This window comes from Bradyrhizobium sp. BTAi1 (genome assembly GCF_000015165.1).
Taxonomy (GTDB): domain Bacteria; phylum Pseudomonadota; class Alphaproteobacteria; order Rhizobiales; family Xanthobacteraceae; genus Bradyrhizobium; species Bradyrhizobium denitrificans.
This window is the reverse complement of the sequence record NC_009485.1, coordinates 6,394,155-6,406,645: the sequence shown is the minus strand read 5'-3', so window position 1 is coordinate 6,406,645 and position 12,491 is coordinate 6,394,155. Positions and strand designations below refer to the sequence as shown.

At 66.1% G+C, this 12,491-nt stretch carries 8 protein-coding genes; all 8 read left to right on the top strand.

Annotation, left to right across the window (positions count from 1 at the left end):
• Positions 1-66: 66 nt before the first annotated feature.
• Positions 67-1,056: a D-alanine--D-alanine ligase gene (locus tag BBTA_RS28870; protein ID WP_012046042.1), complete on the top strand. Its 990-nt coding sequence runs from the start codon at positions 67-69 to the stop codon at positions 1,054-1,056.
• A gap of 312 nt (positions 1,057-1,368) precedes the next feature.
• Positions 1,369-2,418 carry a cell division protein FtsQ/DivIB gene (locus tag BBTA_RS28865; protein ID WP_012046041.1) on the top strand — a complete coding sequence of 350 codons (1,050 nt, stop codon included), beginning with the start codon at positions 1,369-1,371 and terminating at the stop codon, positions 2,416-2,418.
• A complete protein-coding gene (ftsA, locus tag BBTA_RS28860) occupies positions 2,415-3,734 on the top strand; it encodes a cell division protein FtsA (RefSeq protein ID WP_012046040.1) in 1,320 nt (439 codons plus the stop codon). The genes BBTA_RS28865 and ftsA overlap by 4 nt, the downstream gene beginning before the upstream one ends.
• Before the next feature lie 90 nt (positions 3,735-3,824).
• Positions 3,825-5,657 (top strand): cell division protein FtsZ, encoded by a 1,833-nt coding sequence (ftsZ, locus tag BBTA_RS28855; RefSeq protein WP_012046039.1) that lies wholly within the window; start codon positions 3,825-3,827, stop codon positions 5,655-5,657.
• A 345-nt stretch (positions 5,658-6,002) separates the two neighbouring features.
• Positions 6,003-6,962, top strand: a complete 960-nt coding sequence (lpxC, locus tag BBTA_RS28850; protein WP_012046038.1) for a UDP-3-O-acyl-N-acetylglucosamine deacetylase — start codon at positions 6,003-6,005, stop codon at positions 6,960-6,962.
• A gap of 373 nt (positions 6,963-7,335) precedes the next feature.
• Positions 7,336-8,229 (top strand): outer membrane protein assembly factor BamD, encoded by an 894-nt coding sequence (locus BBTA_RS28845; protein WP_012046037.1) that lies wholly within the window; start codon positions 7,336-7,338, stop codon positions 8,227-8,229.
• 125 nt (positions 8,230-8,354) lie between these two features.
• Positions 8,355-10,028: a DNA repair protein RecN gene (gene recN / locus BBTA_RS28840; RefSeq protein WP_012046036.1), complete on the top strand. Its 1,674-nt coding sequence runs from the start codon at positions 8,355-8,357 to the stop codon at positions 10,026-10,028.
• Positions 10,029-10,226: 198 nt separating this feature from the next.
• On the top strand, positions 10,227-12,377 hold the full coding sequence (gene ligA / locus BBTA_RS28835; protein WP_012046035.1) for an NAD-dependent DNA ligase LigA: 2,151 nt from the start codon (positions 10,227-10,229) through the stop codon (positions 12,375-12,377).
• The last annotated feature ends 114 nt before the right edge of the window (positions 12,378-12,491 follow it).

Below are 12,491 nucleotides of genomic sequence, written 5' to 3'. Positions count from 1 at the left end.
CCCGCCTCCTCAAACCCTTCCAGCGCAACTGCCGGCGCAGTTGCAGACCAGCCCGAGAAGACATTGATGCGCACTACGATTTTGTTCGGCGGCTCCAACAAGGAACGGCTTGTCTCGGTCGCCAGTGCGCAGGCTTTGCATGCGACGCTGCCCGATTCCGACCTCTGGTTCTGGGAGGCCGACGACGCGGTGCATCGGGTGAGCGGCAAGGCGCTGGTCGCGCATGCCAGGCCGTTCGAGGAGCCGTTCACGGCCGACGGCCCGCGGATCGGGACTCTCGCTGATGCGCTCGACCGTGCCAAGGCGGAGGATCGCGTGCTTGTGCTCGCTTTGCATGGCGGCCGGGCGGAGAATGGCGAGCTTCAAGTGATGTGTGAGATGCGCGGCGTGCCGTTTACGGGCTCGAGCTCGGCTGCCTCGCATCTCGCCTTCGACAAGGTCGCCGCCAAGCGCTTTGCCGTGCTCGGCGGCGTCACGGTGGCAGAAGGCGTCTCGCTCGCCGATGCCGAGGCCGCACTGGCGCAGCATGGCCGGTTGATCGCCAAACCCGTCAAGGACGGCTCCAGCTTCGGCCTGATCTTTGTCAACGCGAAGCAGGATCTCGTCGCGGTCCGGGCTGCCGCAGCGACGGAGGAGTATCTGATCGAGCCTTTCGTCACCGGCACGGAGGCGACCTGCGGCGTGCTCGAGCAGCCGGATGGATCGTTGATCGCATTGCCGCCGATCGAGATCCTGCCGGCCGATGGCGCCTTCAACTATTTCGCCAAATATCTCGCGACCGCCACCAAGGAAATCTGCCCCGGCCGCTTCACGCCGGAGATCACGGCCGCGCTGCAGACCGAAGCCATCAAGGCACATCGCGCGCTGTCATGCGGCGGCTATTCGCGCAGCGATTTCATCGTCTCGGCCAATGGCCCGGTCTATCTGGAGACCAATACGCTGCCGGGGCTGACCGCGGCCTCGCTGTACCCGAAGGCGCTGGCCGCGCAGAACATCTCGTTCCGCGACTTCCTGCAGCAGCAGATCGACCTGGCGAAGCGCCGTGCGGCCCGGTAGCGCGTCCCCGGCAGGACCCCCGAAGGAACCCGGCTTGGCCGCCCTGCAGCGGTTCCTGTAGCCGGTAAAATGCTTAAGAATTCGAGACAAGGTCCTCAAAGATCGAAGAAAAAAATCGCCTGACCGGACCGATTTTACTTTTTGTTTACCAGGACGTCCGATGGTTAACGCTGGCGCCTCAGTGGTGCTCGGCTGCCTTGAGCTGTCGTGACGAAACGCATCGCCGTGGTCACCAGCGTCCGGGCGGGTCGAGGTCGAGCGGCGCGGGTCCGCGACGTATTTGCGGACGCAACAGTTTGATGAGCTCGTGCAATGGATGGTGCAGGACGCCTCGCTCGATCGCAGAGGCCTCAAGCGAACCTGAAAGCCGCTGCCCTTGGCGCGGCGATCCTGCTGCGCGAGTATATTTCTGCCCGCCTTCCGCGCTTCCGCTTCCCCGGAGTCGGCAAACATGGCCGGGCATCTGGGGAGGGCGGCGCCAAGACGGCGCCGGCCGCGCTCGTGCCGGTGATTGATCGCGAGGCGCCGCCGCGCATCGTCGAACTGGTCGAACGTTATCTGCCGCATCGTCTCGGCACCGTGGCGACGGTCGGGCTGTTGTTCGGCAGCGTCTGGCTCGGCATCGTCAAGGGCGGCCACGCCCAGGACGTCAGCGCGGCCCTGTCCGATACCCGCAATGCGCTGGCCAACGCCGCGGGCTTCCGCATCACCGCGGTCGCGATCAATGGGCGCAAGCAGCTGACGCAGGACGAGGTGCTCGCCATCGGCGGGGTCACCGGCCGCTCCTCGCTGCTGTTCCTCGACGCCGCCGCAGTTCGCGACAAGCTCAAGGCCAATCCGTGGATCGCCGACGCGACGGTGCAGAAGTTCTTCCCCAACCAGCTGCAGATCGACATCGTCGAGCGCAAGGCGTTCGCGCTGTGGCAGCAGGACGGTCGGCTCTCGGTGATCGCCGATGACGGCGCCGTGCTCGAACCCTATGTGTCGCGCCGTTTCCTGACCCTCCCGCTCGTCGTCGGCAAGGGCGCCGAAAGCCGCGCGCGCGATTTCCTGGCGCTGCTCGCCCGCTACCCGCAGGTGCGCGCCGTCACCAAGGCGGCGATTTTCGTCGGCGAGCGGCGCTGGAACCTGCGCACGAAGGACGGGCTCGACATCCGCCTGCCCGAGAACGACGTGGGCAACGCGCTGGCGTCACTGAGCCGGCTCGATCAGGAGGACAAGCTGTTCTCGCGCGACATCGTCGCGATCGACATGCGCCTGCCGGATCGTCTGACTGTGCAATTGTCCGACGACGCCGCCAAAGCGCGCGAGGATCTGTTCAAGGACAAAGCCAAGTCCAAGAAGAAAGCCGGTGACGCATGACCGGCTTTGATCGCCAGACGCCGAAAACGCGCCCCATGGCGCAGAAGCGCACCGCGCTGGTCGCCTCGCTCGACGTCGGCACCAGCAAGATCGCATGCATGATCGCGCGGCTCAGGCCGGCGCCGCCGAGCGACGCGTTGCGCGGCCGCACCCATGCGGTCGAGCTGATCGGCTACAGCCAGATCCAGTCACGCGGCGTCAAGGCCGGGGCCGTGGTCGATCCGGTCGCCTGCGAGCAGGCGGTGCGACAGGCCGTCGCGCTGGCCGAGCGGATGGCCAAGGTGCGGGTCGAGTCCGTGCTGCTGCCGGTCGCCGGCGGACGCGTCATGGGGCATCTGATCGAGGCGACGTCGGACATTCGCGGCGGCGCTGTCACCCAGGCCGATGTCAGCCGGGTGACCTCCACCGGCATGCACCACGCCACCGGCGAGGGACGGGCGGTGCTGCATGCGCTTCCCGTCGGCTACACGCTCGACGGAGTGAAAGGCATTCGCGATCCCCGCGGCATGCTGGCGCGGCAGTTCGGCGTCGACATGAACGTCGTCACCGCCGATGCGACCGTGGCCAAGAATCTGATGCTCGTGGTCGAGCGCTGCCATCTCAATGTCGAGGCCATGGCGGCGAGCCCGTATGTTGCCGGGCTCTCGGTCCTCACCGACGACGAAGCCGATCTCGGCGCGGCGGTGGTGGAGATGGGGGCGGGCACCACGACGATCGCGACCTATTCGGGCGGGCGGTTCGTGCATGCGTCCGGATTTGCGCTCGGCGGGCATCACGTGACCATGGATCTTGCGCGAGGCCTGTCAGCGTGCATTGCAGATGCCGAGCGAATCAAGACGTTATATGGCACGGTGCTGACCGGCGGGTCCGACGCGCGTGAGTTGATGTCTGTTCCGACGGCCGGGGACAATGAGCGGGATGTTCCGCAAATCGTGTCCCGCGCCACCATCGCGAACATTGTCAGGCACCGCGCCGAGGAGATTTTTGAAATGGTCCGCGACCGGCTGAAGGATTCGCCCTTTGCGGCAGAACCCAAAGCGCGCGTCGTCCTCAGCGGAGGCGCCTCCCAGCTGACGGGTCTGGTCGAGCTTGCGACCCGGATTCTCGACCGCCCGGTGCGGGTCGGCCGTCCGCTCGGCTTCGGCCGCCTTCCCAACGAAGCCAAGAACGCCGCCTTCGCGGTGCCCACCGGGCTGCTCGTCTATCCGCAATACGCGCATCTCGAACATGTCGAACCGCGGCATACGCGGCAGGTCGGGACAGGAACCGACGGCTACTTCGGAAAGGTCGGACGATGGCTACGCGAGGGCTTCTGATGACCATTTTCAGCTCCATGCGATTTTCACCAACACCACCCGCGGCCGGCGGCCGGGGCGAACCCACGCGCGCGTGATCGAGAGGCAACCATGGCACTCACTATTACCCCTCCTGATATCCACGAGCTGAAGCCCCGGATCACCGTGTTCGGCGTTGGTGGCGCGGGCGGCAATGCCGTGAACAACATGATCACGGCCGGGTTGCAGGGCGTGGACTTCGTCGTCGCCAATACCGACGCGCAGGCGCTGACGATGTCGAAGGCGCAACGCATCATCCAGATGGGCACGCAGGTGACTCAGGGGCTCGGTGCCGGTTCGCAGCCGGATGTCGGCGCCGCCGCCGCGCAGGAGGTGATCGACGAGATCCGCGATCATCTTTCGGGGGCGAACATGGTGTTCGTCACCGCCGGCATGGGCGGCGGCACCGGCACGGGTGCGGCCCCCGTCATCGCCAAGACCGCGCGCGAGATGAATATCCTCACGGTGGGCGTCGTCACCAAGCCGTTCCATTTCGAGGGCCAGCGCCGTATGCGCACGGCCGAGTCCGGCATCGCCGAGCTGCACAAGGTCGTCGACACGCTGCTGATCATTCCGAACCAGAACCTGTTCCGGGTGGCCAACGAGAAGACCACCTTCGCCGACGCCTTTGCGATGGCCGACCAGGTGCTCTATTCGGGCGTGGCCTGCATCACCGACCTGATGGTCAAGGAAGGCCTGATCAACCTGGACTTCGCCGACGTCCGCGCCGTCATGCGCGAGATGGGCAAGGCCATGATGGGCACCGGCGAGGCGTCGGGCGAGAAGCGCGCGCTGACCGCCGCGGAAGCCGCGATCGCCAACCCGCTGATCGACGATTCCTCGATGAAGGGCGCTCGTGGCCTGCTGATCTCGATCACCGGCGGCAAGGACCTGACGCTGTTCGAGGTCGACGAAGCCGCAACCCGCATCCGCGAGGAGGTCGACCAGGACGCCAACATCATCGTCGGCGCCACTTTCGACGAATCGCTCGACGGCCTGATCCGCGTCTCCGTGGTTGCCACCGGCATCGAGCAGGCGCAGTTCAACCGGAACGTCACGACTGCACAGCCGGCGGCGGCTGTCGCTCCGATTGCCGCCGCCCCGACCGCTCATGCGGGTCTTCCGGAAAGCCGTCTTGCCGACCTGACCGCGCGCCTGCGTGCCGACAATCAGCGTCTCGCCGAGCGCGCCGCCAAGCTGGAACAGCAGGCCTCGCAGACCCCGGCCGTCGCCGGGCCCGCGCCGGTCGCTCCGGCGCCGCGTCCGGTGCCGAATGTCGAACGCGATACGCTGGCGGCGGTTGCCGCTGCCATGGCCAGCGAGCCTGCGCCCGCTGCTGCTCCGGTGCAGCCGGCGTCCTATGGCGACGTGACGGTGCGGCCGATCGCCCAGAAGCCGTCCTTGTTCCCGGAACCGGAGACGCAGCGTGCCGCTCCGGTCGAACCGGCTGCCCCGCCGGAGACCTTCATCCCGCAGGCTGCCGAGCGCGTCCCGACCCGCGCGCCCCGGATGCCGAAGTTCGAGGATCTGCCGATGCCGGCCCAGGCCGAGATCCGGCAGGCCAGGGGCGACGAGGGTGAGGAGCATCCGCAGAAGACCCGGATGTCGCTGCTGCAGCGTCTCGCCAATGTCGGCCTCGGTCGTCGTGACGAGGAGAACGAGCCGCCGATCGCGTCCCGCACCGCAGGTCCGGCGATGCCGCAGATGCCACCGCTGCCGGAACGAAAGCCGCAGCGGAACGTTGCCCAACAGATCGCGAGTCACGAATCGCCGGTCTCGGAATATGCGCGCCGTCCCGCTCCGCAGGGATTGGACCCCCATGGCCGTCCTGCGCCTGTGGCGCCGGCGCCACAGGGCGACGATCATTTGGACATCCCGGCCTTCCTGCGCCGGCAGGCGACGTGAGAATTGTTACAGCGCCGACGGTGCCAAACAGGCCCGGCTCGTGAGAGCCGGGCTTTTTGCTGCGCTCTCGGATGCCATTTGCAGCTGTTCAACTAACTGATTTTAAATGATTAATTATCTTTTGGGTGTTTGGATGGGGGAACGGAGGGTTAAGGCGGCGTTCCAGTTTGGTTAAGGCTTGGCGCGAATACGGCAGAGATGGGGTAACAATCCGTAAAGAAGCGTGAGTTGGCGCTCTTTGGGGCCCTCGATAAGGTCTGCCGTGACTTGGGGATACCTGAAAGTGAGTCGGTTTCGCGAGGGGCGGCCGGCGGGACATTCAGGTGGGGTCTTGGGCGATAGTCGATGAAATTCAGCCGGCAAACCACGCTTCGTTCGCAAGCCACCGTCACTGGTATCGGCGTACATTCCGGCACTCCCGTCAGCCTGACCCTTGGCCCCGCGCCGATCGACACCGGGATCGTGTTCGTCCGTACCGGCCTCGACGGATGCGACCGCGAGGTCAAGGCCGCCTTCAATTCCGTCACCGCCACCGAGCTTGCCACCGTTCTCGGTGACCGCAACGGTCCGCTCGTCTCGACCGCCGAGCATGTTCTGGCCGCACTGTGCGGCATGGGCATCGACAACGCCTTGATCGAGATCGACGGCCCCGAAGTTCCGATCATGGACGGCAGCGCAGCGCCGTTCGTGGCGGCGATCGACCAGGCCGGCATCCTCACCCAATCGGCTGCGCGCCGCTACATCCAGGTGCTCAAGCCGGTTCAGGTCGCAATCGGCCGCTCGGTCGGCGAGTTGCGTCCGAACAGCAGCGGTTTCCAGGTCGAGGTCGAGGTCGACTTCGCCAACGCCGTGATCGGCCGGCAAGCCTATCATTTCGAGCTCAGCCCGGAGCGCTTCCGTCGCGAGATCGCGCGGGCCCGGACGTTCGGCTTCATGAGCGACGTTGCCCGGCTCTGGAGCGCTGGTTACGCCCTCGGTTCCTCGTTCGAGAATTCGCTGGTGTTCGACGAAGAGCGCCTGCTCAATCCGGAAGGCCTCCGCTACGCCGACGAATGCGTCCGTCACAAGGTGCTCGACGCGATCGGTGATCTGGCGCTGGCCGGTCTGCCGATGCTCGGAACCTATCGCTCGGTTCGCGGCGGGCATAAGCTTAACCACGCGGTTCTGACCGCGCTGATGGCCGATCGCACCGCGTGGCGGGTGGTCGAAGGCGAGACGGTGCGTCGTCCGCGCGTTGCCGCAGAAGCGGTCGGCGGCATGGTTGGCGGCATGATCGCCCCCGCCTTCGGTCCGGATGTGTCCTGAGGTCTGACCGCACGTTCTCGACGACGGGATTCGGTGCAGCGAAGCTGCTGCGCCCACCCGCAGATCGCGTCACTCCAACTATTTTGTGACCGGCTGTGTCCGGGATGCGTCGGCTCGTCGCATTCGGTTCGTCATCCAACTGTTTTCCAAAGGCTTTTTCCGCGCTAACCATGTTCGAATGCCGCCGTCCAGGTGTCGCCTTAATCCGGGCGAATTGCCTGCCTATGCGGTTGGTTGACGAAGGTTTTTCGATTAGAGAGGCCGGGGCGGCGTGATGCGCCCCAGGCAGGGATCATCCTTCCTTCGCGGTCATGAGACGGTGTTCATGGTACGCGGCGTAGATCAGATCACAGGCATCAGGTTCCAAAGAAGCATGTCGATACAGCGTCTCACGCGCGAAGTCCGTCATCCCGCAATGTCCGCCGGCCACAGCCTGCGTCTGGCGGCCTCGCTGGTCCTGCTCGCGCTGCCGCTGGCCGGGTGCGGCACCGGCGGGCTGTGGGACAAGTTCCTGGCCAAGGACGATACGTTCGTCGATGAGCCCGCGGACAAGCTCTACAATGAGGGCTTGTACCTCATGAACGAGAAGAAGGATGTCAAAGGCGCGACCAAGAAGTTCGAAGAGGTCGACCGGCAACATCCTTATTCCGACTGGGCGCGTAAATCGCTGCTGATGTCCGCCTACGCGTCCTATCAGGCAGGCGACTATGACGGCTGTATCGGCGCGGCCACCCGTTATGTCACGCTGCATCCGGGCAGCCCGGACGCCGCCTATGCGCAATACCTGATCGCCGCGTCGCATTACGACCAGATCCCGGATATCAGCCGCGACCAGGGCCGGACCGAGAAGGCGATCGCCGCACTCGAAGAGGTGGTGCGCAAATATCCGAACTCCGAATACGCCACCAACGCCAAGGCGAAGATGGAGGGCGCCCGCGACCAGCTCGCCGGCAAGGAGATGGACGTCGGCCGCTACTACATGCAGAAGCGCGACTACACGGCGGCCATCAACCGCTTCAAGGCCGTCGTGACGCAGTATCAGACGACCCGCCACGTCGAAGAGGCGCTGTACCGGCTGACCGAGGCCTACATGACCATCGGGATCGTCGGCGAGGCCCAGACCGCCGCAGCCGTGCTTGGCCACAACTTCCCTGACAGTAAGTGGTACAAGGACGCCTATAACCTCGTGAAGTCCGGCGGCGTGGAACCCGAGGAGAACAAGGGCTCCTACATCTCCCGGGCCTTCAAGAAACTGGGTCTCGGCTGAGACGGCCCGGACCGCGCGTCGCGGTCCTGGTTTGTTCTATTTTCTTGTTTTGTTCTCGTTTTACTGCTAGCGTCGAGTCGTTCGCTCAGGGGCTTCCCGCCCCGTTACGAAGGACTTGAGCCTCCATGCTGGCGCGACTGTCGATCCGTGACATCGTCCTGATCGAACGACTCGATCTCGAGTTTTCCAATGGGCTTGCGGTGCTGACCGGCGAGACCGGCGCCGGCAAGTCGATCCTGCTTGATGCTTTTGCGTTGGCCCTTGGCGGTCGCGGCGATGCCAGTCTGGTTCGCCACGGCGCCGAGCAGGGCCAGGTGACGGCCGTGTTCGAGATCGGCAAGGAGCATCCGGCCGCAAGGATCCTCGCCGCCAACGGCCTGGATGCCAATGGTGAGATGATCCTGCGCCGCGTCCAATATGGCGACGGCCGCACCCGTGCCTTCATCAACGATCAGTCGGTGAGCGTGCAGACGCTCAAGGCGATCGGCGCCACGCTGGTCGAGATCCACGGCCAGCATGATGAGCGTGCGCTGGTCGATGCCGCCACCCACCGCCGGCTCTTGGATGCCTTTGCGGGCCTGGAGAAGGACGTCGCCGCGGTCGAGGCGCTGTGGGTCGCGCGCCGGACCGCCGTCACGGCACTGGACCAGCATCGCGCGGGCATGGAACGGGCGGCCCGTGAGGCCGACTATCTGCGGCATGCCGCCGACGAGCTGAAGAAGCTGGCGCCGAAGGAGGGGGAGGAGACGCAGCTCGCCGCCCGCCGCACCGCGATGATGCAGGGCGAAAAGATCGCGGGCGATCTGCGTGATGCGCAGGATGCCGTGAGCGGCAACCAGTCGCCGATTGCAGCGCTCGCCGCCGCCGTGCGGCGGCTGGAACGGCGCGCGGTCAGTTCGCCCGCGCTGGTCGACCCGGCGGTGAAGGCGATGGATGCCGCGATCAACGCGCTGGAGGAAGCCGACCAGCATCTGACCGCCGCGCTCGCGGCGACCGATTTCGATCCGCTGGAGCTCGAGCGCATCGAGGAGCGGCTGTTTGCGCTGCGGGCGGCCGCGCGCAAATATTCGACGCCGGTCGACGGGCTGGCGGCGCTGGCGGCCAAATATGCCGCCGATGTCGTCCTGATCGATGCCGGCGCCGAGCAGCTGAAGAAGCTGGAAGCCGCGGCCGCCGCGGCGGATGGGCGTTATGCTGCGGCGGCAGCCAAGCTGTCGGCGGCCCGCAGCAAGGCGGCGGAGAAGCTGAACCGCGCCGTCCATGCCGAGCTCGCGCCGCTCAAGCTGGAGCGGGCCAAGTTCATGACTCAGGTCGACAGCGACGCCGACGCGCCGGGGCCGGAGGGCATCGACCGGGTCGAGTTCTGGGTGCAGACCAACCCCGGCACGCGGCCGGGCCCGATGATGAAGGTCGCCTCCGGTGGTGAGTTGTCGCGGTTCCTGCTGGCGCTCAAGGTGGTGCTGTCGGACCGCGGCTCGGCCCCGACGCTGGTGTTCGACGAGATCGATACCGGCGTGGGCGGCGCGGTGGCGGATGCCATCGGCGCCCGGCTGGCGCGGCTTGCCCATGGGGTCCAGGTCATGGCCGTCACCCATGCCCCGCAGGTGGCCGCGCGGGCCGATCAGCATCTCCTGATCTCCAAGGATGCGCTGGATCGCGGCAAGCGCGTCGTCACCCGCGTCAACACGCTCGCCACCCTGCACCGCCGCGAGGAGATCGCCCGCATGCTGGCGGGCGCTGAGGTCACCGCGGAGGCCCGCGCCGCCGCGGACCGGCTGCTGGAGGCGGCGGCGGCCTAGGTTGGAACGTCCCGAGACGGGGCGTCCTTTGATTGGGGCGTCCTGAGACTGGAGCGTCCTGGGCTGGAGCGTCCTGGGCTGGAGCAGCCGGGCCGAACGGCTTTGGCACCACAGCGCGCATTGTGTACACCGTCATGCCCGGGCGCGCCTCACGGCCAGGCTTGGCCCCGCCCGCAATGACCCAGCATAGTGCGCAGCATGCCGAAGACAGCAAAACCGAAGAAGCCCGTGGACGTTGCGGAACTCACCAAGGCGCAGGCCAAGGTGGAATGGAAACGGCTCGCCTTGGAGCTCGAGGTCCATGATCGGCTCTACTACCAGGACGACGCGCCCAAGATCTCGGACGCCGAATATGACGAGCTGCGCCGTCGCTTCAACGCCATCGAGACACGCTTCCCGGAGCTCGTGAGCAGCGAATCTCCGTCGCAGAAGGTTGGCGCCTCGCCCTCGGGCCGCTTCAAGAAGGTCCGGCATGCGGTGCCGATGCTGTCGCTCGACAACGCCTTCGCCGAGGAGGATGTGCGCGACTTCGTCGGCCGGATCGCGCGGTTCCTGAAGCTTGCCGATGATCGCATCGATTTCTCGGCCGAGCCGAAGATCGACGGCCTGTCGATGTCGCTGCGCTATGAGGGCGGTGAACTCGTCACCGCGGCGACTCGTGGCGATGGCGCGGAGGGGGAGGACGTCACCGCCAACATCCGCACCCTGAAGGATGTTCCGCAGAAACTGCATGGTCGCAACTGGCCTGATGTCTGCGAGGTCCGCGGCGAGGTCTACATGACCAAGCAGGCCTTCCTCGCGCTCAATGAGCGCCAGAAGGAGGCCGGCGACACCATCTTCGCCAATCCGCGCAACTCCGCCGCCGGCTCGCTGCGCCAGAAGGACCCGGCCATCACGGCCTCGCGGCCGCTCGGCTTCTTCGCCTATGCCTGGGGCGAGATCAGCGGCACACCGCCGGCAGAGACGCAGACCGGCATGATCAAATGGTTCGAGCAGTGCGGCTTCACCACCAATCCGCTCACCAGGCTGTGCCACTCGGTCGAGGAACTGATCGCGTTTCACCGCTCGATCGAGGAGCAGCGCGCCGAGCTCGACTACGACATCGACGGCGTCGTCTACAAGGTCGACCGTATCGACTGGCAGGAGCGGCTCGGATTCGTGTCGCGCACGCCGCGCTGGGCCATCGCGCATAAATTTCCCGCCGAGCGCGCCATGACGGTGCTCAAGGACATCGAGATCCAGGTCGGCCGCACCGGCTCGCTGACGCCGGTCGGCAAGCTGGAGCCGGTGGGGGTCGGCGGCGTCATCGTGCAGAACGTCACCTTGCACAACGAGGACTACATCAAAGGCATCGGCAACAAGGGTGAGGTGCTGCGCGAGGGACGCGACATCCGGATTGGCGACACCGTCGTGATCCAGCGCGCCGGCGACGTCATCCCGCAGGTGGTGGACGTCGTCATCGACAAGCGTCCCGCCCAGGCCAGGCCATTTCACCTCCCCAAGACGTGCCCTTGTCCCCTGCACACCGACGTCGTCCGCGAGGAGACGGCCACCGGTGAGGAGGGCTCGCGTGCACGCTGCACCGGCGAGTTCGCCTGTCCGTACCAGAAGATCGAGCACCTGAAGCTGTTCGCCTCGCGCCGCGCCTTCGACATCGATGGCCTCGGCGAGAAGCAGATCGCGTTCTTCTTCGAGCAGGGCTGGGTCAAGGAGCCCGCCGACATCTTCACCCTGCAGAAGCGCAACGCCGGACTGAAGCTGGAGGAGATCGAGGGTTATGGCGAGACCTCGGTGCGCAACCTCTTCAACGCCATTGACGCACGGCGCGAGATCGCGCTGGAGCGGTTCATCTATGCGCTCGGCATGCGCCATGTTGGCGAGACCACGGCGCTGGCGCTGGCGCGCGGCTATGGTTCATGGGATGCCTTTCACGAGGCCTGCCTGAAGGTGGCCGCGGGCGATGAGGAGGCGATCGCCGAGATGGACGCGCTCGATCAGATCGGCGACACCGTGATCAAGAGCGTCGCGGCTTACTTCGCCGAGGATCATAATCGCGGCATCGTCGAGCGGCTGACGCAGGAGGTGAAGATCCTCGATGCGGAGAAGCCGAAGCGCCATTCGCCGATCGCGACCAAGACGGTGGTGTTCACGGGCACGCTGGAAAAGATGACGCGCGACGAGGCCAAGGCCACCGCCGAGCGACTCGGCGCCAAAGTGTCGGGCTCGGTCTCGAAGAAGACCGACTACGTCGTCGCCGGTCCCGGCGCTGGCTCCAAGCTGAAGGAGGCCCAGAAGCACGGCGTCCAGGTGCTCACCGAGGACGAGTGGCTGCAGCTGATCGCGGAGTAGCAACGCCGCGATGCGGTGCTGCAGACACCGGTTGCCACACCCGCCATTGTCATCATCGGCGACAGCGGATGATCCAGTATTCCAGAGGCAGTCCTCATCGAGACGACACGCCTC

What these genes read in the sequence shown, in the direction of transcription:
- BBTA_RS28870 (WP_012046042.1), top strand. Translation starts at nt 67, where the DNA reads ATGCGCACTACGATTTTGTTCGGCGGCTCCAACAAGGAACGGCTTGTC.
- BBTA_RS28865 (WP_012046041.1), top strand. Translation starts at nt 1,369, where the DNA reads ATGGATGGTGCAGGACGCCTCGCTCGATCGCAGAGGCCTCAAGCGAAC.
- ftsA (WP_012046040.1), top strand. Translation starts at nt 2,415, where the DNA reads ATGACCGGCTTTGATCGCCAGACGCCGAAAACGCGCCCCATGGCGCAG.
- ftsZ (WP_012046039.1), top strand. Translation starts at nt 3,825, where the DNA reads ATGGCACTCACTATTACCCCTCCTGATATCCACGAGCTGAAGCCCCGG.
- lpxC (WP_012046038.1), top strand. Translation starts at nt 6,003, where the DNA reads ATGAAATTCAGCCGGCAAACCACGCTTCGTTCGCAAGCCACCGTCACT.
- BBTA_RS28845 (WP_012046037.1), top strand. Translation starts at nt 7,336, where the DNA reads ATGTCGATACAGCGTCTCACGCGCGAAGTCCGTCATCCCGCAATGTCC.
- recN (WP_012046036.1), top strand. Translation starts at nt 8,355, where the DNA reads ATGCTGGCGCGACTGTCGATCCGTGACATCGTCCTGATCGAACGACTC.
- ligA (WP_012046035.1), top strand. Translation starts at nt 10,227, where the DNA reads ATGCCGAAGACAGCAAAACCGAAGAAGCCCGTGGACGTTGCGGAACTC.